This is a genomic window from Variimorphobacter saccharofermentans (assembly GCF_014174405.1).
Classification (GTDB): domain Bacteria; phylum Bacillota; class Clostridia; order Lachnospirales; family Lachnospiraceae; genus Mobilitalea; species Mobilitalea saccharofermentans.
The window spans coordinates 3,382,089-3,408,789 of record NZ_JACEGA010000001.1; the positions used below are offsets into that span (position 1 = coordinate 3,382,089).

The following is a 26,701-nucleotide window of genomic DNA, read 5'->3' on the forward strand; positions in this document are numbered from 1 at the left end:
GCTATACTGTTAGAGACACTGTGGATTGGTTTGTTTCTCCTACCACTCGATGGTTACAGAAAGGCTCCAACCACAGTCTCTTTGTATATTTGTTAATCAGTTAGATACCGCATGACGGTTTATTTAGAACGAGGTTACAATCGCAAGGAGTCCCAGTGGTTCCAAACAGTGTCAAATACATTTCAAAGGAGTATTGCTATGATATACGCAGGAATTGATATTGCTAAGGATAAGCATGACTGCTTTATCACTAACTCAGATGGTGAAGTACTTTTTAAGGCATTTACCATTCCAAACAACCTAGATGGTTTTGATGAGCTTTATCAGAAAATTCAGTCTGTTACAGATGATTTAACCAAAGTAAAAGTAGGCCTTGAAGCCACTGGACACTACAGTTATAACATCTTGGGATATCTTCTTGATAAAGGTCTGACCACCTTTGTTATCAATCCGTTACATACCAATCTTTACAGAAAAAGTCTAAGCCTTAGAAAGACGAAAACGGATAAAGTTGATGCCCATACGATTGCTACAATGCTCATGTCTGATGTGAACTTAAAGTCCTACTCAGACACATCTTATCACAATGAGGAACTGAAGTCACTAACTCGTTATCGCTTTGATAAAGTGAAAGAACGGGCAAAACTCAAACAATCAATTTCTCGTCTGGTAACAATTCTATTTCCCGAATTAGAGAAATTGGTTCCCACCCTTCATATGGCATCTGTTTATGACCTACTTTTTGAGCTGTCAAGTGTATCCGACATCGCTTCAGTACATTTAACCAGGCTGACAAACCTCCTAAACACATCTTCGAAAGGCCGCTATGGTAAAGATACGGCTATTCTTTTCAGAGAAGCTGCAAGAACCTCGATTGGCTCTCATATGCCTGCCAAATCTCTGGAACTAAAACATACCATCCGCCTGATTCGGGAATTGGATTCCGAGATTTCTGAAATTGAATCAGAAATCAAATCCATCATGGATAAAATCAATTCGCCAATTCTAAGCATTCCGGGTATTAACTACCGCATGGGTTCTATGATTATTGCTGAAATAGGTGATTTCAGTAGATTTGATTCTCCTGATAAGATACTTGCTTATGCAGGATTATCGCCTTCTACATATCAATCAGGTCAATTGGAATCATCGTATTCACATATGGAAAAACGTGGCTCCAGGTATCTTAGATATGCTTTGTTCAATGCAACAAAATTTGTATGCCATTGGGATCCGACTTTTGCTGCTTACTTAGAGAAAAAACGCTCTGAAGGTAAGCATTATAACGTAGCCATTTCACATGCTGCCAAAAAACTTGTCAGAGTGATTTATCAGCTAGAAAGATCTGGACAATCCTATATCAAAGCATCTTAGATCTCTTAATATAAATATCTCCTTTTTGAGCATCCGCGAAGATGCTCTATTTGTCATGCAGTTATCAATGTTCAAATTTGCTTGAAATGCATTTACACAATTCATTCAAAAAATTTTAAATTAGTCTTGACTTTTAATAGTTAGTCTTTCTTTATGTTCCGTATTAGGCAATTGCAGAATTCTGAGGATGTCTAAATTGTGTATGCAACAGATACATATTCCTGCGTAGAATCGCTCCTTCCGCAATGGTTTGCTTCGGGACTTATAGTTTCGCAATTAACTAATACTCCATATAAGTAGATTAAGATAATATCGTCAACCTACTGCATAGGATTATTCCTATGTAGCTCACAAGTACATTTTTCTTGTGGTTATGATACCTTGTTGCCCTATATTACTTTTCGAAAACCAGCCCGATGATGTAATAGTTTAAATCACTAAAGTATCATGCAATCGTTCTCTGTCAAAAAGTAATATAGGACGGCAATTCTCTCAATCTATATCTGATAGGTAATGCGAAACTGCATAATAGTTTGCATCTTGCAAACCATGATATTACTTATATTGTTCCGCAGTTACCAATTAATATGTTTGCTGTTCTATTATACTAATCTCTTCGACATTTTTCGTTAGGGAATCATTGGGGTTTTCTTTTCATGAAAGGAAGTGCGAGCCTAATATCCCGCACTTCCAATAATCATTCATAAAACTTAGCACTTAGATTATTATTTTGCTAATTTTACGTATTTGAAATTCATATCCTGGAATGCTGTTCTAATAACACCGGATTCGATTTTGCCACTATAGATATAATCTCTGGATCTCCAGTAGATAGGTCCAATCGGAAGATCTTCCATTAACTGTTTTTCAAGTTCCACTAAATAACCAAAACGGGTATTAAGATCTAATTCTGTACGAACCTTGCCTAATAACTCATCATATGCTGCATTGCTATAGCTTGTATGATTGTTACCATTACCAGTCTCAAACATATCAAGGAAGGTCATAGGATCATTATAGTCCGGGCCCCATCCAGCGAATACAATGGAGAAATCCTTATTTGACATTCTTTCAATTCTACTCTTGAATGGCATAGATTCTACCTGTACATCGATACCAAGATTTACCTTTAACTGTTCCTGAACGAAGGCCGCATTCTTGATTGCTGTATCCGTATCATCACAGATCATGGAAAGGGTTATGGTGTCTACTCCTAATTCTTCTAACGCTTTTGCATAGTATTCCTTTGCTTTCGCTACATCTACAGTAGGAACTAAGCTGCCTACTTCTTCATTAAACTTCTTGGATAAACCGTTAATAGCAGGAGCTGTAAAGGAAACTGCAGGTTTGGAGGTATTCTTAACAATACTATCAACAAAGGCCTGTTTGTCCAACGCATAAGTTATCGCTTTACGAAGATTAGCATTTGCCAACTGGGAATCCGTTAAATTGTACTCTAAATAGAAGGTAGAACCATCATCGTAGGTGAGTACTGGGAAGTTCTCAGTTTTCATTAATGCTGCCTGCTCACCGTTGATATTTGTTAAATCCAATTCTCCGGCCTTGAAGGCATTTAATGCAGCATTGGTATCATTAATCATGACGAAATTAATCTTTTCTAATTCAATTTGATCTGCTGCATAGTAATCCGGGTTCTTTTCAAGAACAATCTTGCTCTCATGCTCCCAGGATGCTATTCTAAATGCACCATTGTATACCATCTTATCTGAATCGGTACCATAAGCAGTACCAAATTCGTTATACGCTTTCTCATTTACCGGAGCAAATACACCGAATGCTAATGTATCAAGGAAATAAGCTGTAGGATTTTCAAGAGTTACCTCAAGTACATAATCGGATACTGCCTTAAAACCAAGCTCCTCTGCACCTACTTCTCCCTGATTGTATGCAAGACCATTTTTAAATACATAACCAAAATATGCATAGTCTGCAGCGAATTCAGGAGTTAAAAGCGCTTTCCAGGCAAATACGAAGTCATTTGCTGTTACGGGCTCTCCGTTGGACCATTTCATATTATCGCGAAGATTAAAGGTATATACTAAACCATCGTCGCTCACTGTCCAGTCCTTCGCAACACCAGGAACAACCTTATCATTCTCATCTAACATAACAAGGTTTTCAATTACGTGACGTATTACAGAAAAGGATGTGGTATCTGTCGTTGTTACTGAAAATAATTCCGGTGGTTCAGAAGTGATATTAACTGTAATGGCATTTGCTTCTGCTGTACCTGGATACAGAGTTCTGTCATTGGTTGCCTGTGTATCCTCGTTATTTGTCTCAGTACCGGAATTCTGCTCAGTCGAATTGTTTACTTCCGGTTCCTTTGTGCCACATGCTGTTAGCATGGAAGCTGAAATTGATATAGCCAACATGGCTGCAAGTATTTTTTTCAATTTCATAAAATATTTCCTCCTTTTTTTGATTAGAACTAAGATTCTGCCTTGGAAGAATCCTGCAGCTTGCTTTGCAAGCTTTGTCAAGTGCGGCCAGTTTAACTGGCTTCATCTAAAGAGCTTCACAGAAGCTCTTTTCTTTCTGTGTATTCATCCTGCCTAAAGGCATTTATGCAATAGGATAAACTTTCCTGTTACATAAAAAAGAAGTATATTATCATACACTTCCTTGGTATAATTGATGTTTGCTTTTCAATCATAATACATAAAAGTATTTTAGTCAATATTAATACTATTATTGACATAAATTAGTTTCATTTAGCATCTTTTCCCATTGTGGTATCATATTCCATTTTCTTAATCTGTACATTTTCTAATTACTCCCCTTCATAGTTCAATCACCATTTACTGAAGACTTCATATAATGTGACATAAAGGAGTGAAAGATATGTCCATTCAATATGATATTGGAATATTCGGCGGAGACCGACGTCAGATGTATATGGCAGAAGCATTTCTACAAAAGGGGTATCGTGTAGCAATTTACAGTCTTGACGGGACCATACAGCATAAAAAGTGCAATCAGATGTCGACTCTGAGCGAACTATTTGAAAAATGTAAGGTACTCATAGGTCCTATTCCTGTATCAAGGGATCAGGTTACGATTACTTCAAAAATTATTAACACTGATCTAACCATTGCGCATGTTGCGTATTTGTTAACACAGGAACACACCTTTATAGGCGGAGCAATACCTTCTCCCATTACCGAATTATGTGATAATAAACAGATCCCATATTATGATCTCATGAAAAACGAGAAAATAACCATTTTAAACGCAATTGCTACTGCAGAAGGAACCATAATGGAGGCAATTGCATCAAGTGGACGAAATCTGCATGGTAGCAATTGTCTGGTTTTGGGTTATGGTCGTTGTGCTAAGGTACTCGCTGCGAAGCTAAAAGCGCTGGATGCATATGTAACAGTGGCAGCACGCTCAAAGGATGCCCTGGCTTATGCAGAGGCTGCCGGACTTCTGACTGTATATTTACCCGATATAAAATGTATTTTACCTTCCTATCACTATATCTTTAACACCATACCGAGCCTAGTATTGGATAAAGATGCCTTAGAACTAGTAGATAAGGATGTTACCATTATAGATATTGCCTCTGCTCCTGGCGGAGTGGATTACGAATATGCAAAACAGCAGAATATAAATGCCCGACTGTGTCTCGGATTGCCTGCGAAAGTGGCCCCAAAAACCTCAGCCGATATCTTAGTAACTGAAATTTATGGATTATTGAAAGAAGTGATAACATGACTCTTAGCGGAAAAAATGTAGGTGTGGCCCTGACCGGATCTTACTGTACCTTTGATAAGGTCTTTCTTCAAATAGAACGGCTAGTGCAGGAAAAAGCCAATGTATATACCATATTTTCCGATCGTTCTCAGATCACAGATACTCGATTTGGAAAGGCAGAAGATTTTCTTAACAAAGCGATGTCAATTACAGGAAACGATCCTATAACCACCATTGTTGACGCAGAGAAATTAGGTCCAAAAAATATTCTGGACATTATTGTGATTGCCCCCTGTACTGGTAATACCCTGGCAAAAATGGCAAATGCCATAACTGATTCACCAGTTTTAATGGCCGCAAAGGGACTTCTGAGAAATGGTAAACCCATTGTAATTGCTATCGCTACGAATGATGCCCTTAGTAATAATCTGAAGAATATCGGTTTATTAATCAATACCAAGAGCATCTATTTTGTACCCTTCGGTCAGGATAATTATATGGGAAAACCTTATTCTATGATTTCTCATTTTAATCTAATCGTTCCAACGCTGGAGGAAGCCCTGGAGGGAAGGCAGTTGCAACCAATCCTTATGCCCCCTCAATAAAGATAACGTTCATTTATATAGAAAGATTAGCAATTCACATACGTAGTATATATGCTTTAGAAATAATATTAAAAAGCAAGGGAGCTTTACGTTCTGATTAAATTCTTCGTTCAGGATAAAAGCTTCCTTTGTCAATGTATAGTAAGATGTCTTTAGTCGCCAAAAGCGGCAGAATGGAGGAAACTATGTGCGGAATCGCCGGCTTTTGTAACATTAATCGTGATTATACAAAGGAGACCAGCAAATGGTATGGTATCTTAAAAAAAATGCAGAGATCCCTCATTCATCGTGGTCCTGATGATGAAGGCGATATGATATATCCTCAGGTAGGGCTGGCTCATACCAGGCTATCGATCATTGATCGTAATCGCGGGCACCAGCCAATCACCAGGGAAATGTTCGGAAATTCCTATACTATCATATACAACGGGGAGCTCTATAACACAGATGAACTTAGAAATAATCTGAAACGTATGGGATTTTTATTTAAAACTCATACGGATACAGAAGTTATATTAGCTGGATTTATGACTTTCGGAACTGAATTTGTAAAAGAAATGAATGGAATATTCTCCTTTGCCATATGGGATGACAATATAAAATCTCTATATCTGGTCCGGGACCGTCTGGGTGTAAAGCCTCTCTTCTATACACTACACGATGAAACCCTTATCTTTTCATCGGAAATTAAATCCTTGTTTGAGTATCCAGATGTACAACCGCAGATTGATTCAAATGGACTTTGTGAGGTATTTGGATTAGGTCCTGCAAAATCATATGGCAGCGGTGTCTTTAAGAATGTTCACGAGGTTTTAGCTGGTAATGTACTTATCTTCAATGAATATGGCCTGAAGGAATCCCCTTATTGGACTCTTGTTAGTGCTCCCCATGAGGAAACCTATGAGCAGACTGTGGAAAAGACATCTTTCCTGGTATATGACGCTGTGAAACGACAAATGATATCGGATGTACCGATCTGTACCTTTTTGTCCGGTGGAGTTGACAGTAGTCTTGTAACCGCTATCTGTGCAAAGGAGCTCGGTAAAATCGGACATCAGTTAGAGAGCTACTCCTTCGACTTTGTGGACAATGCAAAGCATTTCAAGTCAAATTCCTTCCAACCATCCCAGGACCGTCCCTATGTTGATATCATGTTAAAGCATGTAGATAGTAAGCATACGTATCTGGAATGCGATAATCTACATCTGGCCGATTATTTGTATCAGGCAGTGGATGCAAGGGACCTTCCCAATATGGCTGATATCGAATCCTCCCTAATGTACTTCTGTAAGGAGGTTGCTAAGAATAACAAGGTGGCTCTAACCGGAGAATGCGCTGATGAAATCTTTGGAGGATATCCGTGGTTTCATAATCCGGAAATTATGGCCTTAAACACTTTCCCCTGGTCTAAGAATATGGAACCCCGTAAGCTTCTCCTGTCGGACGATTTACTCGCTTCCGTGGATTTAGACGGTTATGTATTGGCTGCATACGAGAAATCCATTGCCGAGACACCACGTCTGGCGGGAGAAGGACCTACAGAAGCACGTCGCAGGGAAATTGCATACCTAAATCTAAAATGGTTTATGGTGACTCTTCTCGATCGTATGGACCGATGCAGCATGTATTCCGGCCTGGAAGCCAGGGTTCCCTTTGCTGATCATCGCATAGTAGAATACATCTGGAATGTTCCTTGGGAGATGAAATGCCCCAACGGAGTAGTGAAGGGATTACTTCGGGATGCCGGTAAAGGACTGATTCCCGATGAAATTCTATACCGTAGAAAGAGCCCCTATCCAAAAACCTATCATCCGGACTATGAGAAATTATTAGGTGACCGGCTTCTTGAGGTACTCTCCGATCCCAATGCGCCGATTCACCCTCTTGTCGACGTAAAAAAAATCAAAGCCTTCCTGAACTCACCATCCGATTACGGGAAGCCCTGGTACGGACAGCTGATGGCTGGCCCCCAGCTAATAGCATATCTGTTGCAGGTGAATTACTGGCTGGAGAAATACCACATCCAATTACTTTAGGGAGTATCTATGTCCCCAAGGATAATTAAATGACTGCAATTGATTGTACAAAGCACAGAAAAATCACTAATAAAAATGAATTTAAGTTAACATCCATTTACGGGTCGGCGTATAGGGACGTCCTGTCCCCTACACCAAAGGGCTGTTGTTGAATGTTATAGATATATAACTTCGATACAGCCCTTTAGTCGCCCTCCATGGCGACTTCTCTCGATACTATCTTAGAATATCAGATTATCAAATTTTGGTTCTCGTAGATATGTTTACTGCCATTTAGACGGTATGCTCAGAAATACATCATCATTTATTTTAAAACCTAATTTTTCATAATAACTTGATATTTCTTTCGTTGTTTGCACTAACCACTCAGAGTCTGGAAAATGTTCTATACATCTCTTTACTAACTCTTGACCAATCCCTTTGTTCTGGTATTCTGGATCAACCACTAAATCATAAATAATGGACCTAATTATTTTATCACTTAATACCCTCACTGTTCCAACCAAGCGGTCATTATCCCATGCTGAAATCACTAAAGTAGAATTTATAAATGGTATATTGAAATACTTAAGCATTTCAGGAGTCTCCGATCCATCAGCCCAGCCCGCTAACGTGAATAATCTATGTAATTGCTCAACTGGTAAATCCTTTCTTATATCATTATATACTATGTTCATCCCTTCACCTCCTATAATCGAATCTGTGCTCCGTATCATACCTTCACAAACATATTCCTTTATCACATACTCCTATAATACACCTATTGCCTATATAGTGCACCTTTTAAATATCAGAAAACATACTATGTATGTAAATCCTTCGGTATATCAATTATATCATTTCCCTTTGACATATTATATCCATTTTACCAATTGCATCACAGAGGAATAGCATCCTGGGAGTGGCGCTTGGAGGTCCTCTTGGGGAATAGCCGGCAGGGTGCGTTGTGACCGGGTGTAGGATATCCCCTTGGATAATATATGACAAAATTGCAATTGTACTTAGCATGGAAAAATCGATAATAAAAATGAGCATCAAAATAAGGGGAGAGTCGCCATGGAGGGCGACTTAAAGCACTGTATCGAAGTTATATATCTATAACATTCAACAACAGCCCTTGGGTGTAAGGGACAGGACGTCCCTATACACCGACCCGTAAATTGATGCTTAACTTAAGTTCATTTTATTATTGGTTTTTCTGTGCTTAGTACAATCAATTGCAGTCATTTAACCAAGGGGACATCCTACATCCAGTCACAACGCACATTTCCGGCCATTCCCCTAGAGGACCCTACCTCAGCACCACTTTATGATGCTATTCCATTCTGTGACAGCCTTAATTATGCATTCTTTTCGGTATTGGGCTTTTCTAATTCAACGATCGCACTTTTCTTCATTGGAATTCTGCAGTTTTTGTTGTTTCCGAATTCCACAATTACGATTTCATCCATAACATCAATGACAACTCCATAGAATCCACTGGAAGTAAGAACGCTGTCACCTGCTGCCAAAGTAGATAACATCGTCTGTAATTGCTTCTGTTGCTTTCTCTGAGGACGAATCATCATAAAGTACAGTAATCCACCTAACAATGCAATCTGAGCTACAAATATAATAGTCCCTCCGATTCCTCCTGCAGTTCCTGCACCTTCTGCTGCTGTAGTTGCTAAAAATACTGAATTTGTCATTTTATTTCCTCCTGATATCTTAAATTCTATAATTCAATGTTATTCGCTTTCCATATCGCTCCTAACAAATCCTTCGAGTTTCTGCTTCTTATATTCTTTATAATTTTTATTCCGAATGGCTTCCCGGATTTCTTCCATCATATGATTGTAGAAATATAAATTATGAAGTACCATTAAGCGCATCCCTAACATCTCTTTTGCTTTAAGTAAATGTCTGATGTATGCTCTGCTGTAATGTGCACATACCGGACATCCACAGCCCTCTTCAATTGGACGATCATCCAGTTCATACTTTGCATTCATCAAATTCAGCTTACCCATATTGGTATAGGCATGACCGTGTCTTCCATTTCTGGTTGGATATACACAATCAAAAAAGTCAACTCCTCGATCAACTGCTTCCAATATATTAGCGGGGGTTCCTACTCCCATAAGATATACTGGTTTGTGAAGAGGGAGGTAAGGTACCGTCTCATCCAGAATGCGATACATTTCCTCATGACTTTCTCCCACTGCAAGACCTCCAAGAGCATAGCCGTCCAAATCCATATCCGAAATTCTCTTCGCATGCTCAATTCGAATATCTTCAAAGGTCCCCCCCTGATTGATTCCAAAGAGCATCTGTTTCTTGTTAATTGTGTCCTCTAGCTGATTCAAACGGTTCATTTCCTTTTTACACCGTTCCAGCCAACGCGTTGTCCGATCTACCGAATCCTGCATATATTCTCTGGTAGCCGGATGTGGTGGGCATTCATCGAATGCCATTGCAATGGTAGATGCCAGATTGGATTGAATCTGCATGCTTTCTTCCGGTCCCATGAATATTTTACGCCCATCTATATGAGAGTTAAAATAAACCCCTTCCTCCTTAATCTTGCGTAATCCTGCCAGAGAAAACACCTGAAAACCGCCGCTGTCAGTAAGAATTGGCTTATCCCAAACCATAAATTTATGGAGTCCGCCCATCTTCTTTACCACCTTATCACCGGGTCTTACATGGAGATGATAAGTGTTTGATAGCTCTACTTGCGTCCCTATTGCATTCAAATCCATTGTCGAAACTGCTCCCTTAATCGCAGCCGCAGTTCCTACATTCATAAATACAGGAGTCTGGATTGTACCGTGCACTGTTGTAAATTCTCCGCTTTTTGCTCTGCCATCCTGTTCTATTAATCGATACATGTTTTTCAATTCCTACTTTCTAATTCAGATTAAAGTATCAAATGTAAGGCGAGTCCAGATGAATATATATGTCCTATATACACATCAAGACTTTTGACACCCTAATCAATATTGCATATCCATTAATATTATTACCATTACTCCATTTTATAACATTACAAGTATACCTTGAACCACCTATATTTTCAACAAAAATATCAAATTTCATAAAGCTTTCATAATTGTACCAGAGGAGATTCGATAATCCCTAACCTGTCAGTTCTTCTCAGGATATATTTCCTGTACTGCCAAGTAATTGAATTAATTGTTGGAATTTTGATGAAAATAATCTAGACAAAACTACTCCGATATCCTTATAAAGCAGCATAAATTCAATGAATTTACTAAATTTAGTAGGAACTTTGGAACAATCTTGCAGAAAATAGAAAAAATATTGCAATATTATAGAAAAATTGGTAAAATAAGATTATATTTTGTATATAAATATGTATCAATTGACGGAGGTTTACTGAAATGTCGTTTAAAAAGTCCCTACGTATTCTGCTAATCATATCATCCATGATACCCGTAGTACTAGTTTCCGTAGTCGCACATGGATTATTAACGAATAAATTAATCGATGTCAATACACATAATTTACAAAGAAGTGCTGAGACTAGCAAACAAGGCCTGGAAGCGATGTTGAAGACACAGCAAACTGAGGTTTCCCTACTATCCATTCAGGATGAATTAACTTATTTGACTACTATTAGCAACGAAGGCCGCGATGTTGCTCCGGATGCTGTAAATAAGTTACTGCAGAATCGTAAGGCACTCTATGAGCATTGTGAGCGAATTTCACTATATAATCTGGATCATGAGATCATTGCCAGTTCCGATCCAGAATTAATAGGTACTGATACGAATTCGGAGATAACACTTTCTCACATGATGAAAACGAAAAGTATTGCCGTTGCAGTCGATAATGTCAAACCATTATCCAAGGCGGGTGATATCATATATACATTAGAAATTGGCAGTCCGATTATGGAGCCCGGTTCAAATAATGTGATAGGGTATGTAATCAGTACCATTGGAACCTCCTATTTCCGTGAGTTTCTTAATTCGATTTCTTTTGGTGAGACCGGATTTGGAATTTTATTAGATGCAGACGGCACGATATTATATCATCCTAATCTTTCTTCCGTAGGTAAAAACATTAACTATGATAAGTTATCCAATCTGATTTCTTCTTATCAACAGGGCGAGATCAAAGCAAGCGGTCATATGACCTGTTTTTATGAGAATACGAATCAGGCTTATGGATATTGTATTCTTCCGTCTACCAACTGGATTCTGTTCGTAAAGCAGGATATTGCAGAGATACGCTCCATCACCACTATCATATTAGCTTTACTGTTCTTAATCTGTACCATATTAATGGTATTGATCGTTATCTCAGCAAATATATTAGCAAAGAAAATTAGTACCCCCATCATAGCACTGCGTGATGCGATGAGAATTGCTTCCGACGGAAATTTAACTGTACAATCAAATATTAAAAGCAATAATGAGTTCGGTGAGCTTTCTAAGAACTTCAATAAAATGCTCCACATAATAAAAACCAACTATGAAGATTTGGAGTCCATGCATGAAGAGCTGCTCTCTAATGAAGAACAGCTTCGGGCCAACTACGATCATATTGAATTCCTCGCATATCATGACACACTTACCAACCTGCCGAACAAGCTGGCCTTTCTCGATTATGCCAATGCTGTGCTTGTTTCTTCTCCTCCAGAGCAATCTATGCATGCTGTATACTTTGTTGATCTGGATAATTTTAAGACAATTAATGATACACTTGGACATGAATATGGGGATGCTTTATTAGTGAAAACCTCACAGGTTCTCTCTTCCATTATAAACGGTGCTGGTATGCTTGCCCGGGCAGGCGGAGACGAATTTCTTTTATTTAAAGAAAATGTAGGTTCAAAGGATCATGCCTTAGATTTTGCTTCCCTGATTATTGATCACTTTAAAGATCCATTGGATTTGGATGGGGAAGTCGTATACGTCTCAATGAGTATTGGTATATCCCTTTATCCTGATAACGGTTTATCACCAAATGCCTTAATTAAGAATGCCGATATTGCAATGTATAAATCTAAGGATACAGGAAAGAACAAATTTACTTTATTTGATTCAAAAATGGAAGAAGAGCTTAATCGCAATACCATTATTATAGAGGTTCTTCGTAATGCCATTGACAATAATGAGGTATATATTCAGTATCAACCTTTGATGGAATTGAATACAAATAATGTGATTGGCTTTGAGGCCTTAATGCGTATTAACAGCGAGCGCCTCGGCTTCCTCACACCAGGCGAATTTATACCTATAGCAGAGGAAAGCGGCTTGATCGTGGAGCTTAGTTCCTGGTTAATCAAAGAAGCCTGTATGTTTAACAAATCACTTATTGACAAAGGTGCTACTCCAAGACCTGTATCAGTGAATATCTCTTCCGTACAGATTAACCGACCTGGATTTGTAGCAATGCTTTCTGATATACTGGCTGAGACCCAACTGCCACCACAATACTTAGAGCTTGAAATCACAGAAAGCACCCTGGTGTCCTCCATTATGGATGCTACAATGTTATTAAAAACTTTGCAGAATATCGGTGTCAAGGTTTCTTTAGATGATTTTGGTACCGGATATTCCTCCTTAAATTATTTAACCAAGCTACCCATTAATACATTGAAGATTGATAAATCCTTCATTGATAACATCTGTGTAAATGATAAGGATTCCTGTATCGCGGAGTCCATTATACAGCTAGCCCATAGTCTTGATATCCGTGTGGTGGCCGAAGGCGTGGAGCATGAAAATCAATTAGCCTTACTGCGAGCACAACACTGCGATATCATACAGGGATATATCTTTAGTAAACCCCTCCATCCGGCTGAACTTGTTGATATTATTGAAGAGGATGATCTGATCACACAATTTTCATTATTCTAAGTAATTAGCTACCATGAATCAAAAAGCAAGATGCTGTGAGATATCCATGAGTAATCTTCTATCAACGAATAAAACCCATGTAGGCTCATCAGCATCTTGCTTTATTATGTTTTATGACATCCGTTCATTTCATTATGAAATTCATATCCACTAATTTGCTTTCCCTGCACAGCCTAATACATTAACCAGCTTATGCTTAACAACGGCCTTAATATTATTTCTAGCCGGGGTCAGATACTGTCTCGGGTCGAAATGACTGGGGTTAGTTGCCAGATACTCTCTAATTCCCGCCGTAAAAGCAAGTCTTAGATCGGAGTCAATATTTATTTTACATACAGCCATTCTGGCAGCCTGCCTTAACATCTCCTCGGGTATACCAATTGCATCATCCAGCTTACCACCGAATTGCTGAATGATTTTAACATATTCCTGAGAAACAGAAGAAGCACCATGTAATACGATAGGGAAGTTCGGAAGTCTCTTACCAACTTCCTCCAGTATATCAAAGCGAAGCTGAGGCTTTTGACCAGGCTTGAACTTGAAAGCACCATGGCTTGTACCAATAGCAATCGCTAACGAATCAACTCCCGTTCGGCTAACAAACTCTTCTACTTCATCCGGTCTTGTATAGGAAGCATCCTCTGCAGATACGTTTACATCATCCTCAATACCTGCTAATTTACCTAACTCTCCTTCAACTACAACACCATGTGCGTGTGCATATTCCACAACCTTCTTAGTTAATGCTATGTTGTCTTCAAAGCTATGCTTGGATCCGTCAATCATAACCGAGGTAAATCCGCCATCAATACAGGATTTACAGATCTCAAAGTCATCGCCGTGATCTAAGTGAAGTGCAATCGGAAGATCGGTATCGATCAAAGCGGCTTCTACTAATTTAACGAGATAAGCATGCTTTGCATACTTTCTCGCTCCGGCAGAAACCTGTAAGATTACCGGTGCATTCTCTTCTTTTGCTGCCTCAGTAATGCCTTGAACGATCTCCATGTTGTTAACATTAAAGGCACCAATCGCATAACCACCGTCGTATGCTTTTTGAAACATTTCTTTCGTAGTAACTAATGCCATACAATGATCCTTCCTTTCCTTTTGGTAAATTATTTGCAGTTCCTTACAATCGGGGTCGAAAGATTATGTCCTTTTGAAACCCTATTTCTATTATACCACAAAATAATTAAATGAAAAGAAATTTATACATATATTGGAAGGTTACTCGACCTGACAGATTTCAGATCTGATTAACTTGCCAATTTACTTTTTTGGGTATAAAATAGGGATATCTATTGTGAAAAATACAAATCATACCGATATATATAAATAGTGAAAGGATGTTCCATGGAACCAAAGCGAGTTATAGATTCGTTAACAGAGCAAGTTCAAATAATAATGCCCTCTCATGCCAATGGCACAGATAGACTATTCGGTGGTCAGTTGGTTCAATGGATTGACGTTGTTGCGGCTGTCGTAGCCCGTCGTCATTCCGGTTGTAATGTTACAACTGCTGCTATAGACAACCTGCAATTTAAGGCTGGGGCCTTTATTAACAATACTTTAGTATTAATCGGTCGTATCACTTATGTAGGGAGAACCTCTATGGAGGTTCGCGTTGACACCTATGTGGAGGATTTGGCTGGCATCCGAAAAGTGGTGAACAGAGCTTATCTCGTTCTTGTAGCATTGGATGCTGAAGGAAATCCAACTGAAGTACCAAAGCTCATTCTTCAGACAGAAGCAGAACGTGCTGAATGGGAAGCCGGTAAAAGACGCCACTCCTTACGTAGTAAACGTAGAAAAGAAGGATATTAACCACTCTATAAGGAGGTAAATTTTATGTGGCTGCCAAATCTGGTTGGTGGTTCCATAACCTTGCTATTTGGATTGTTTGTAAGAATATTTAAGACAGCTGGTCTGATAGCAGGTTATAACACCCTTCCAGCAAAAGAAAAAGCAAAATACAATGTCAAGAAGCTTTCGAAATATGTAGGAAATCTACTTATCTTTTCATCTCTCATATTACTTCTGGGAGCATTACTTGCATACATAACAAATATTGATTTGATTGTAGTCAGTATTTCCTGGGCACTCTATATCATTGTAATCATAGTTTCTGTTATATCTATGAACATAGGTGATAAGTTTAAAAACACATAAGCAGAACCAATCCTCTTGCATCGCATAGGTTATTATACTAATACAGAATGGATTGGTTCTTTCTAAATGGATTGTATTATTTACTCCATATCATATGCTTTTTTCACCGCATCCTCCAGGGTCATCCCGATAAAGGATTGTGCAGGCAATAATCTGCCACTCTTCTTATCATCAACAAATGCACCCACAGCTATTCCGGGAATACAGCTTTTTACATCATTCGGCGCATGAGGCCCTCCCAGATCGGTTCTGCACCAGCCCGGATCAGTCAGATTGATCATGACATTCGTTCCTTCTAATTTTGATCCCAGGTCCTTAGTAAACTTATCAAGTGCTGCTTTGCTTGCAGAATATCCGGCTTGTTCCGGTTCATTCTTAATACCACTTGTGGTATTAATGATTCTGCCGAATCCCTTTTCAATCATCTTCGGAATTAATCGATAGCAAATCATAGCTGGAGCTATGGTATTAATCATAAAGCTTTGCGTAAAATCCTCCACTGGCGTCTTATAGTAATCCGTCCGATAAGCAATCTGCACCGCCGCATCATTGAATAAGATATCGATGTGCGTACCATTCTGCTCGATTTCATCCAGCATCCTGTTTACTGCATTAATATCCGAAAGTTCAGCCTGAACGGCATACGCCTTCACTCCGAGCTTTTTTACCTCCTCGAGCACTCTTTCCGTATGTGAAATACATCTGCTGTGTAATACCAGATTACAACCATGTTGCGCCATAAAGATAGCAATCTCATAACCTACTCCTCGACTTGCACCCGTTATAAGCGCCCACTTTCCTTTGACATTTGTCATCTTATATTTTCCTCCAAATAAATGCATGCTATATCCCTTTACTTGATTTCATCCGATGTTGTATAAGAATATTGGCACCTTATTTTAATTGATCTAATTGTTCTTTTCGATGTTCCTGCTTTTCTTTCGCATTCCTTAACTGCTCCTTGTTCATATGATCCGAATTATGATTCAAATATCCTTCTTCATAACGGAGTCGTTTTTCTGTATTCTCCTTATAATTGTTATTGTAATTTTCACCATGGGATAGAATGTTTTTCAGATTTTGAATTTCTTCTTCACGTTCCCTATTAATCTCTTTCGCATGCTCGATATTCTTTCTGGAGGAAGAAATGTCAGAATGTTCTTCCAGATGTCGTTCTGTGCGAGTCTTTTTTTCGACCAGATTAATAAGATGATCTACTCTGCGTTCTCTTTCATACCCTTTATTATCATGTTGAATAGCCATAATTTCCACCCTTCTTCTCTTTTTAATATACGAGAAATGATTTCTCTGTACTATTTTCTCCGAAGTGCGCATCTATATACTGAATTCACATCAGTAAAAGCTTTCCTATGTGGAAAATTATAGCTAAAACAAAAAGCAAACACAAGAAAACACACGAACTATCAAGATGGTTCAGGCTACCCCTTTCTTATGTCTCATATAATAAAACATGTATTGCTGTACAATCCCTGCATATCCGGCATACTTCTCCAGCTCAAATTGATTCTGATAGATTTCATCCAGTACCCGTAAAATCCATACATCAACCGGAAATCCGCTAATATGATGTAACCCATATAAGGCAATACAATTTGCTACCTTATCACCTACTCCACGGATCTTCTTAAGCGTCCTTACCGCTTCTTCGAAGGAGATGTGTTTAAGCTCATCCAAGTTAAGTGAGCCTTCGGCAATGGCTTTCGAGATGCTTATAATATATGTATCACGATATCCGGTCTTCAATGCCCGAAGGTCTTCCTTGATGGCTTCTGCTAATACCTTCGGTGCAGGAAAAGTAAAATACTCCTTCCCTCCGCATTTTTCACAAACCTTTCTCTCACCATATCGGGTGCAGATTGCTTCTATGCAGCTTTTAATCGCGGGAATGTTCTTGTTTTGTGAAATAATAAAGCTAATGGCTGCTTCATAGGGTTCCTGCTTCAGAATTCGTATTCCTTTACCAAACTCTGCTGCCTCACTTAGGAACAAATCCTCTCCTTCTATCAAGTTTTTCACCAACTTCCCATAATCATAGGTCAGATCAAAATAGTCCTCCCATAAACGGTGATACTCCTCTTCACTGCAGCTCAGTTCCAACTGATCATCACTAAGCTGGGTTATTTCCAGATACTCACCATAGGCTACTACACCATATTTCATCCGTTCGTCACTATCCTGTACCCGGTTCATACGAAAGCATTGTCCTGATTCTGCAATTTGCATTATATTAAAATTCGAATTCTGTATTATCATTAGATTTCCCTTCTATCAAATTGACATTCATCCGAGAAGATGTATGTAAGATTATTATAGGACAAGCCGACGTTCTGTACAATACTTTCCGTCATGTTCTATCTTAGCAAATCCCTTCCATAAGGGCATATTGGATATAATAACACATTGTGATAATATGTCGAATCCCATATAATTAACTGGAAACAAGATAAGGGTGTCAATTGCCATCAAATAAATGAATCCTAGGGAATATACTCAGATGGCGAAGACCGACTCATGCAAATTTTCATTCAAATAGACCTATCCAATGGAGGAAGGATTATACATATGTTTCTTAACTTAATGTACGTTCACCGTTATTTAATGGGACAGGTTCGAAGAATTTACTTTATGGCTTTACCTGAATCGAAGGAAGATTATAAAAAAAGCCGTATCTGTTACACTACTGCTGACACAGCTGCACAGACAATTGCTCAGCTGGTCGGAGGGACCTTTCTGGCAACCCTGATGTCACACACTGGCATATCCGATGCGAATATTGGGATTATTACTTCCCTCGTCAGCTTAGCAGCGTTATCCCAGTTGTTTCTGATAAACTTCTTCACCCGTTTAAAAAAATATAAGTTTTTAGTTACTGTCACAGCACTGCAACGGAGTTTATTCGCTCTGATCTACCTGATCCCGCTGCTGGGAATTAGTAATAATATTAAATCTTATTTCATTGTGTTACTATATTTTGTCGGACAGATATTTGTTCAGATTGGCTTACCCGCTTCACAAGACTGGATAGCCAGTCTTGTCCCCGGACGTCTTAGAGGAAAGTATTTTTCTATCAAGGATTCTGTAGCGGTATTCGTGGTATCCAGCCTTATGCTCATAGGTGGTATGATACTCGACTACTATAAAGAACGCAATATTTTGACCGGATTTATCATAATCGGTGTATTTATTCTTATCCTTACCGCTATTAATGTAATCGGTTTTTCAAAGATGAAAGAACCCAAGACCTCCTATATCAATGAACATGGTAAGGAAATGCATGGTCGACTGGCGAAAAGAGCAAGAGAAATCGAGAAAGCAGAAACAGCTAACCATACCGGAATCCTAGTCGAACTTAAGGGTGCTTTCTGTGACCGGAGGTTTCGTAAGGTTTTTAGTGTCCAATGCTTATATACCTTGTCATTTTATATCTGTACTCCTTTTATTCCGAGTTATCAGATTAATGAATTGAAGCTATCATATACGTTCATGATGCTTGTTAGCTTTATACTAAACCTGTATCGAATCTACATAGCACCTAAGGTTGGACGAATGGCAGATCGGCACGGAATGGCAAAGGTACTTCGCTACTTTCTTCTGGCACTCGGCTTGAACTTTTTGATCGTAGCTCTTACAATACCTGGGAATGCATATCCTCTGCATATTATCGGTTCTTTCCTTTCCTCCACAGCCTGGGCTTTTGTAGGTATTGGGTTGTTCGGACTACAATTAGATTTTTTTAAAAGCGAGAAGCGAATGATTTGGTTAACCATTACCTCTTCTGTGTCCGGAGTATTTGGATTTGTGGTCTCCATTCTGGGTGGAGCATTACTGAACACTTTGCAGAAAATGAATTTGATTTTCTTCGGAATTCAGATCTATGCACAACAGGTTTTAAGCTTACTTGGCTTTCTCATTCTTCTATTTACTTTCTTCTATATTAAGTATTTTATTGAAACAGAGAAAGTGGATATCAACCGCAAGGATGGGCGTGCATAAATCTAATAGATAAGCCTACTTTCTATCGTATTCTACAAATTTCTGTTTCTGAAGTATTGTATACTATGATTAATTACCATTTTATAGTATAATATGGATATCAATATAACGTAATGTATTCTATTACTTTAACAGCAAGGAGGGTTATCGAATGGAGACAAGACCATATATTTCATGGCAATTAGTCGGAGATTTTATGACCGCCACCTTTGAGAAGCTGGGGGTTCCCCATGAAGAAGCAAAGCTTTGCTCCGATGTCTTAATGGAAAGTGATCGTCGCGGAATTGAAAGTCATGGCTGTAATCGCTTCAAAGCAATTTACGTTGACCGTATACTGGAAGGTATCCAGAATCCGATCACAAATTTTGAGATTGTCAGAGAAACCCCAACCACTGCTGTAGTTGACGGTCATGATGGTATGGGTATGGTAGTTGGAGTGAAATCCATGCAGATGGCAATCGATAAGGCAAAAGTATATGGATTGGGAATGGTAGCTGCACGTAATTCCACCCATTATGGTATTGCAGGATATTATGTAACTATGGCTACTAAACAGGGGATGATCGGAATTACCGGAACCAATGCAAGACCCTCCATTGCACCAACCTTTGGTGTGGAAAATATGCTGGGGACCAATCCTTTAACCGTAGGTTTTCCGACGGACGAAGAATTTCCTTTTGTCCTGGATTGTGCTACCAGTATCACACAGCGAGGGAAAATCGAATACTATGCCCGAACCGGTAAAGATACTCCTAAGGGCATGGTAATTGGACAGGATGGTACCGCCATGACGGACAGCAAGCAAATCCTATCCGACCTTACGAAGGGAACAGCAGCTCTGGCTCCTCTCGGAGGAATTGGAGAAGAACTGGCAGGATATAAGGGTTATGGTTATGCAACCGTGGTTGAAATCCTATCTGCTGCCTTGCAGGCCGGAAGTTACCTTAAGTTACTTAATGGAATCAGTGAAACTGGTGAAAAAGTTCCGTATCACCTTGGTCATTTCTTCCTTGCAATTGATCCGGAGGCTTTTTTAGGCCTGGATAGCTTTAAGAAAACGACAGGAGATATTCTGCGTGCACTTAGGTCCTCAAAGCGAGCACCCGGAGAAGATCGAATTTACACTGCCGGTGAGAAAGAATATCTTTGCTGGCTTGATCGAAAGGATAAAGGAGTTCCGATCGGAGAATCCGTTCAAAAGGAATTTATCCGTATTCGGGATCAGTTTGATTTACCATTCCATTTTCCTTTTGAAGATTAGAATATAATAAACCGGGTTTGTATATCACAAACGTAACTTGATTTTTCTTCCTGTACGTTAATGATATGCAAACCCGGTTCTATATATTGATTAAATTACTCACTTACAAGGGAATAAGCTGAAATCTTTCGAATTCGTAGCGTTACCAGCATGGAAGTTACATATGCTACGATTACTACTCCAATGCCGAATAATACTACCCAGTCCGGTTTTATGATGTAATTAGCCTTCATTATTCCCATACCGCTTTGAAATACTGACATTATTGGATTACTGAATTTCATTCCTATTATACTTCCGATCAATACACCTACGACTACCGGCATTACAAAGCTTATGGATATCTGATTCATAAGCTGTAGTGTCGTAAAGCCTATGGCTTTCTGTATTCCCAACTCCCGCTTTTGACGTGTTACAGCAGAATTAATTACAAAATACAATACCAGGATTACAACTGCAATGGTTAATATAAGCATGGTAATACCTACCTTGGCGAAGATGGATGTATATATTCCTACACCCTCCTCTATGGACTTATCCATGTCCGTTACATAGAGAAGGTCATCACCAAAGGATTGATTGACCCAACTGACAAATTCCGCGGCATTCGCTCCTGATTCCAGGTAAATCTGAAGATTTCTTGGCTGAAATTCCGGATTTAGCTTCCGGTATCCCTCAGTGGTTATGGAAGCATTTAGTCCATTCATATAAAATCCCTGTGTTAAACCAGTGATTAAATATGCTACCTTCTTATCTCCGATTCTTAACTCTATATTATCACCTATTTTTTTATCCATCAGCCTTGTAAGGTAACCAGAGATTGCTATTTCATTCTCATGGATTGGGTACCTGCCATCGTAGATACTGATCGTCTCCTTCTCGGCATAATCATCCATAATAAATAACCTGACCTCTGTCTTGTCACTCATTACAGTCTCTTCATCAATAAAGGTAGTCTTTCTAACGGTCTGATAGCTCCTGATCTCATTCATTCGCTCCGTATTATCCAGCTCTGGATTGAGTACCACCACTGCGTTAGATATTTCAATACCCGGCGTCTCTTCAAATGTCTTAATATCAATTGTTGTATTATAGAACATTACGATAGCAAAGGAACCGGTAAAGGATACGGCAATTAAGATAATTGCGATCATGATTCCCTGTCTCTTATTATTCAATAATGATTTCAGGGCAAGTACGTAAGGAAGACTTCCAACGGATTTATGAAGTGGAACATGATTTTTACGAAAGCTATGCGTATTAATTCCACCCCGTAATGCAATAATCGGATGTAGTTTTTTGATACGACGTGCACTGGTGTAGGCTACCAATATAACAACAATCAGAAGGTATAATAAAGTGATAAAGCATATTCCTCCATTAAATCCCTGTTCCCATTTCAATCCGGACTGCTGGGCAAATACATCGGAGATTATGGAAGGTGTCGTATAGGACAAGCAGATGCCCACTATACTTCCAATCAGCGTTATCGCAGTAAACTGCATTGCGATGGAAATCATAATCTGCCTGTTCGTATACCCAAGCGCTTTTAGTGTACCTATTTTCGTCATATCATCTTCAATGCTATTGCTAATTCGAAATCGAACTACAATGAGACAAACCACTACAATTATAATCGAAAATACTACTATCATTATTGCCATCATCATAGCCATCATGATACGGGACATCTTAATTTGCTCCAAATCAAAGCTTAACAATGTATTCACAATATCGGAACCCGTTGCTACAGATTCCAAACCAGTCATTTCCTTAATTTCGTATTCGATCTCCTTATTCACTTCTTTTAGATTCGCAAATAGAATGGTCGCATCATAATTACCATCCAGCTCTTCCTCAAGAATTTGATAAGTATTATGTGGAAGATAAATGCCAAGAAAGCCTGTTTCATGGGAGCTAAAGTAGATATCCTCTGTAAATCCCTTGATGGTAAAGGTATATTGCTTTCCCTGAAAATCGAACTGAATCTCGTCATTAAGCTGATATCCGGCATCCTCATGATACACATTGGGCAGATAAACAGACATATCTTCTACTGGAAGATGATCTCCGACAAATTTCCATTTGGATAGTGTACGGGGATGATCAGCGTCATTGATTAGAAATGGTCTTTCTTTTAATTTGTCATTATACGGGGTGATTCCCGAAGCCCATAGTGACTCTTCTATTTGTATTTCTGATATGTTCTCATTCTCTGTTACGAATTTCTTCACTTCCTCAGTAAAACAGTTACCAGGCATAAGATAGTATATATTTGATGTATTCAATTCCTTTACGGTCTTTTCAAAATAATTACCGAAATCCAGAAATATAATGAGACCTGCATTCATTAATAAGGCTGCTATCATAAACATTATAAAAAGCGATGCAGAATTTCCTTTCGATTTACGGATATCTGCGAAGGCTAATCTCCATATTTTATACATATAACCCTCCATTCATTAGGCTTTGTCTTATTTCAAGGGATTTACCATCCCATTTCCTCCAGAAACAACCGTAGCTTCTCATGTCGTTCTCGATCCCCATGTATGTATCTTCCCAGATTACACTCACCATGGATTACCCCATCCTGAATATAGAGAATCCGGTTACCTCTTCGTGCGGATCTTAGATCATGAGTAACCATAATGATGCTTTGTCCCTTATTGTTAACCTCGGATAGAACATCCAGTGCTGCCTTCCCTGCTGCGGAATTTAATGCACCGGTAGGTTCATCCGCGAATACAACATTGGGTTGGTTGATCAGTGCACGAACAATTGCAGCTCGCTGCACCTCTCCTCCCGATAACTGGGAAGGAAATTTACTCCATATTGCCTCTCCCAATCCAACCTTTGTTAATAATTCCTTTGCCCGGGCCGTGATCGCTTTTCGGTTATTGCTTATCAGCAAACCGCTCGTAAGAATATTATCAAGGATACTCATGTTATCCAGCAGAAACATCTGTTGAAATATAAACCCACAATTCTTTCTTCGAAAGACAGCCAGCTTATCATTGCTTAACGCTTCAATATTCTTATCCAGGAACCTGATTGAACCCAGGGTTGGTTTATCCATACCGGACAATGCATATAACAGGGTGGATTTTCCTGCTCCGGAGGAACCCATTATTACTGTAAAATCACCTTCATATATCTCCATGTCCAGGTTCTTTAATACATGCTGCTGTGTACCTCCGTTAGAAAAGGTCTTACTCAGCTTTTTCGTTGATATGATTACATTGTTCATATTTACCCTCATCCTTTCTGTGATATGTCTCCCCTGTGAGACGAACCGTTATAATGTATACAAAAAAATAAGACTGTTTACTGATGTTCCTCCATTAATTATAGATGCTTCGCCTAACTAATGGTGGTCCTTTCATAACTTACAGCCTTATTATAATAATCGTTTCTTAACGCATCTTTACTCAGTTCTTAACCAATCCTTAAATCTGTCAGGTAATCAGTAATTTCAGCTTTACCCGAAAGCCCTTCTCTGTATTTTCACATAGTATATCCCCTAACATCTTGTTCATTAAGTATTTTGATATATAAAGTCCCAGGCCTGTTCCGCCCTTTCCTTGTGAATTACCTGCGCGGTAGTACTTATTACACAAAAGTGGCAGTTCATTTTCATTCACTCCGGTTCCATAATCCTGAAATGCAACCTCGAGGAATTCCCCATTGATTTCGACTGATACATCGATGGCAGTTCCTGCATATTTATAGGAATTACTGATTACATTATCAATCACCTGAGCAAGCCTTAGCTCATCCATATGTACAATACACTCCGCTTTCGTGATATAGGTAACCATATCGTTATAATCTGCTTTTTTAATCAGCTCATACAGTACCTGACTGGACTGTTCCGTTACATTAACCTTAAGCTCCTGCAGCTCTTCCAACGTTGCATTGAACATGTTCATAATTAAAGTGTTGATCTGCTCTGCCTTCGAATAGATTGTATTTAGCTGCTTTTGATCCATCATATCCTGGGATTTCGCAGCCATAATCTCTGCAACCGCCATAATGGAGGCCACCGGAGTTTTAATATCGTGACTAAGGGATGCCACCAATTCCTTTTTACTTTGGTTTGCCATACGTTCGCTTTCTCTTGCCTTCTTTAGCTCTTCTCTCATAATGTCAAAGCTTTCGGTAAAAGCACCGAAGATATTCCTCTCATCCATCTCCATGGGAACATCTAGATTTCCCGCTGCAATATGGCTAGCAAATAGCTTTAATCTACGGAAGGGCTGAAAAATGGACCGATCGATATATAAATAGTAAGCCAGACTTGCCAGGGCGGCAAACAGTATCACCATTTCTGCGAAAACAAACAGATAATTGCGATACCTTGTCCATCTTTCTTGAATATCATTATATATAATAAGCTTTCCCAGTACTTCCTCATTCCGCTTAATATCAAAGATCGTATCCCGGTTACTGATTGCTGTATTGATATCCTCATTAAGCCCCCGTCTGGTGGCTTTCACCAGCTTCATGTCATTGTCTAATACAACATAGTCCATCCCATAATCAAGGTCGGTGAGTTGCATTTGGTCGATGTTATCCCAGTTCTTCGCCAAGGATTGGGCAATATCGTTTACTGCGGTTATATCGAGTTTTGTATCCATAGAACGATGCAATCCGCTATAAACCACACCGGAGCAAATACAGACTAATAATATAATCCAGAGTATTATCTTTTTTATACTCATACTCAATCCCTTCCTTAATATGATAACTTGCTATTTTCACTCCAGTGCTATAGCTCAAATGAATAACCAGTCCCCCAGATTGTTTTGATATAGCAAGGATTATTGGGATCCTTCTCAATCTTCTCCCGCAGTCTTCTTATATGTACATTCAAGGTGCCATCCCCAGTTATGGAATCTCCCCAGACTCTGAGAAATAATTCGTCTTTTGTAATGGTACGATTTCTATTCTGAATCAGATAAGCCAACAGCTTATACTCCATGGATTTCAGCTTCACTTCATTCCCTTGATATAACAGCTTCTCGGTCGTAAAGTCGATGGTATAATCGCCAAAGCTGATCAGATTATCCGGATTTCCGCGGTATCTCTTAAGTACAGTCTTCACCTTTGCCAACAATATTTGCAGGGAGTAGGGCTTTGAGATATAATCATCTCCCCCTATATTTAAAGCCAGAAGCACATCATCATCACTTCTTCTTGCACTGATAAATAATATCGGAATATCCGTGGTCTCCCTCAGCTTTTTACATACTGCAAACCCGGATGTCTTTCCCAAATTAATATCCAGTAGGATTAAGTCCGTTGTATTATATTTCAAAAAGTCCTCACACTCTTTTTCATTTGCTGCCCAAAAGGTCTTGACTCCAAACATGTTAAAATACTCACAAGTACTTTGTGATAAAGCCTCCTCATCATCCACAATTAAGCAGTCGTACTTTGGCATATCTTAAGCCTCCTAGAAGTGGTATCAATACATTTACTTTACTCTAATACTAGAACATTTTCATATAAATGGCAAGAAATAAAATGCTTCATCGCCGTGGCCTCAACTAAAGTCACATATCGATTATTTCAATTTTTTCATTGACAACCGAAATATTGTCAGCTATAATTACAGCTGACAAGACAGCTATCATGTCTGAAAACTGG

At 38.9% G+C, this 26,701-nt stretch carries 21 protein-coding genes; 9 read left to right on the top strand and 12 right to left on the bottom strand.

The window, feature by feature from the left end; genetic code table 11:
* Positions 1-198 precede the first annotated feature (198 nt).
* Positions 199-1,374, top strand: a complete 1,176-nt coding sequence (locus H0486_RS14640; protein ID WP_228353697.1) for an IS110 family RNA-guided transposase — start codon at positions 199-201, stop codon at positions 1,372-1,374.
* Between the two features lie 725 nt (positions 1,375-2,099).
* Here H0486_RS14640 and H0486_RS14645 read toward each other — a convergent pair.
* Positions 2,100-3,797 carry a peptide ABC transporter substrate-binding protein gene (locus tag H0486_RS14645; RefSeq protein WP_228353698.1) on the bottom strand — a complete coding sequence of 566 codons (1,698 nt, stop codon included), beginning with the start codon at positions 3,795-3,797 and terminating at the stop codon, positions 2,100-2,102.
* A 442-nt stretch (positions 3,798-4,239) separates the two neighbouring features.
* Here H0486_RS14645 and dpsA point away from each other — a divergent pair, with 442 nt between their 5' ends.
* From dpsA to asnB, 3 genes are all read left to right on the top strand, one after another.
* Entirely contained in the window at positions 4,240-5,115 is an 876-nt protein-coding gene (gene dpsA / locus H0486_RS14650) for a dipicolinate synthase subunit DpsA (protein WP_228353699.1), read from the top strand.
* Positions 5,112-5,699: a dipicolinate synthase subunit B gene (locus H0486_RS14655; RefSeq protein WP_228353700.1), complete on the top strand. Its 588-nt coding sequence runs from the start codon at positions 5,112-5,114 to the stop codon at positions 5,697-5,699. Before dpsA ends, H0486_RS14655 begins: the two co-directional genes overlap by 4 nt.
* A 185-nt stretch (positions 5,700-5,884) precedes the next feature.
* Positions 5,885-7,735, top strand: coding sequence for an asparagine synthase (glutamine-hydrolyzing) (gene asnB, locus H0486_RS14660; RefSeq protein WP_228353701.1), 1,851 nt, complete (start codon positions 5,885-5,887; stop codon positions 7,733-7,735).
* A 263-nt stretch (positions 7,736-7,998) separates the two neighbouring features.
* Here the strand turns inward: asnB and H0486_RS14665 are convergent, their stop codons facing one another.
* The 3 genes from H0486_RS14665 to tgt all read right to left on the bottom strand — a co-directional run bounded on the left by H0486_RS14665 (position 7,999) and on the right by tgt (position 10,605).
* Positions 7,999-8,412 carry a GNAT family N-acetyltransferase gene (locus H0486_RS14665; protein ID WP_228353702.1) on the bottom strand — a complete coding sequence of 138 codons (414 nt, stop codon included), beginning with the start codon at positions 8,410-8,412 and terminating at the stop codon, positions 7,999-8,001.
* A 663-nt stretch (positions 8,413-9,075) separates the two neighbouring features.
* A complete protein-coding gene (yajC, locus tag H0486_RS14670) occupies positions 9,076-9,423 on the bottom strand; it encodes a preprotein translocase subunit YajC (protein ID WP_228353703.1) in 348 nt (115 codons plus the stop codon).
* A 39-nt stretch (positions 9,424-9,462) separates the two neighbouring features.
* Positions 9,463-10,605: a tRNA guanosine(34) transglycosylase Tgt gene (gene tgt / locus H0486_RS14675; RefSeq protein ID WP_228353704.1), complete on the bottom strand. Its 1,143-nt coding sequence runs from the start codon at positions 10,603-10,605 to the stop codon at positions 9,463-9,465.
* Positions 10,606-11,118: 513 nt separating this feature from the next.
* On the opposite strand from tgt, the gene H0486_RS14680 reads away from it, so the two are divergent.
* Positions 11,119-13,605: an EAL domain-containing protein gene (locus H0486_RS14680; RefSeq protein WP_228353705.1), complete on the top strand. Its 2,487-nt coding sequence runs from the start codon at positions 11,119-11,121 to the stop codon at positions 13,603-13,605.
* A 150-nt stretch (positions 13,606-13,755) separates the two neighbouring features.
* On the opposite strand, the gene fba is transcribed toward H0486_RS14680, so the two are convergent.
* Entirely contained in the window at positions 13,756-14,694 is a 939-nt protein-coding gene (gene fba, locus H0486_RS14685; protein ID WP_228353706.1) for a class II fructose-1,6-bisphosphate aldolase, read from the bottom strand.
* Between the two features lie 267 nt (positions 14,695-14,961).
* Between fba and H0486_RS14690 the strand changes: the two genes are divergently transcribed.
* Positions 14,962-15,432, top strand: a complete 471-nt coding sequence (locus tag H0486_RS14690) for an acyl-CoA thioesterase (protein WP_228353707.1) — start codon at positions 14,962-14,964, stop codon at positions 15,430-15,432.
* A gap of 24 nt (positions 15,433-15,456) precedes the next feature.
* Positions 15,457-15,777: a DUF3784 domain-containing protein gene (locus H0486_RS14695; RefSeq protein WP_228353708.1), complete on the top strand. Its 321-nt coding sequence runs from the start codon at positions 15,457-15,459 to the stop codon at positions 15,775-15,777.
* An 80-nt stretch (positions 15,778-15,857) separates the two neighbouring features.
* Here the strand turns inward: H0486_RS14695 and H0486_RS14700 are convergent, their stop codons facing one another.
* The 3 genes from H0486_RS14700 to H0486_RS14710 form a co-directional block, all read right to left on the bottom strand.
* Positions 15,858-16,592: an SDR family NAD(P)-dependent oxidoreductase gene (locus tag H0486_RS14700; protein ID WP_228353709.1), complete on the bottom strand. Its 735-nt coding sequence runs from the start codon at positions 16,590-16,592 to the stop codon at positions 15,858-15,860.
* Positions 16,593-16,671: 79 nt separating this feature from the next.
* Positions 16,672-17,040, bottom strand: a complete 369-nt coding sequence (locus tag H0486_RS14705; RefSeq protein ID WP_228353710.1) for a hypothetical protein — start codon at positions 17,038-17,040, stop codon at positions 16,672-16,674.
* 171 nt (positions 17,041-17,211) lie between these two features.
* On the bottom strand, positions 17,212-18,051 hold the full coding sequence (locus H0486_RS14710; RefSeq protein WP_228353711.1) for a DNA-3-methyladenine glycosylase family protein: 840 nt from the start codon (positions 18,049-18,051) through the stop codon (positions 17,212-17,214).
* Positions 18,052-18,360: 309 nt separating this feature from the next.
* On the opposite strand from H0486_RS14710, the gene H0486_RS14715 reads away from it, so the two are divergent.
* Positions 18,361-19,791 (top strand): MFS transporter, encoded by a 1,431-nt coding sequence (locus H0486_RS14715; RefSeq protein WP_228353712.1) that lies wholly within the window; start codon positions 18,361-18,363, stop codon positions 19,789-19,791.
* A gap of 151 nt (positions 19,792-19,942) precedes the next feature.
* Positions 19,943-21,052, top strand: a complete 1,110-nt coding sequence (locus H0486_RS14720; protein ID WP_228353713.1) for an Ldh family oxidoreductase — start codon at positions 19,943-19,945, stop codon at positions 21,050-21,052.
* A 95-nt stretch (positions 21,053-21,147) separates the two neighbouring features.
* On the opposite strand, the gene H0486_RS14725 is transcribed toward H0486_RS14720, so the two are convergent.
* The 4 genes from H0486_RS14725 to H0486_RS14740 form a co-directional block, all read right to left on the bottom strand.
* Positions 21,148-23,499, bottom strand: coding sequence for an ABC transporter permease (locus tag H0486_RS14725; RefSeq protein ID WP_228353714.1), 2,352 nt, complete (start codon positions 23,497-23,499; stop codon positions 21,148-21,150).
* Positions 23,500-23,540: 41 nt separating this feature from the next.
* The gene (locus H0486_RS14730; RefSeq protein ID WP_228353715.1) at positions 23,541-24,299 is read right to left on the bottom strand and encodes an ABC transporter ATP-binding protein; all 759 of its coding nucleotides are present in this window, start codon (positions 24,297-24,299) and stop codon (positions 23,541-23,543) included.
* Positions 24,300-24,507: 208 nt separating this feature from the next.
* Positions 24,508-25,773, bottom strand: coding sequence for a HAMP domain-containing sensor histidine kinase (locus tag H0486_RS14735; RefSeq protein WP_228353716.1), 1,266 nt, complete (start codon positions 25,771-25,773; stop codon positions 24,508-24,510).
* A gap of 47 nt (positions 25,774-25,820) precedes the next feature.
* Positions 25,821-26,495: a response regulator transcription factor gene (locus H0486_RS14740; protein ID WP_228353717.1), complete on the bottom strand. Its 675-nt coding sequence runs from the start codon at positions 26,493-26,495 to the stop codon at positions 25,821-25,823.
* Between the last annotated feature and the right edge of the window lie 206 nt (positions 26,496-26,701).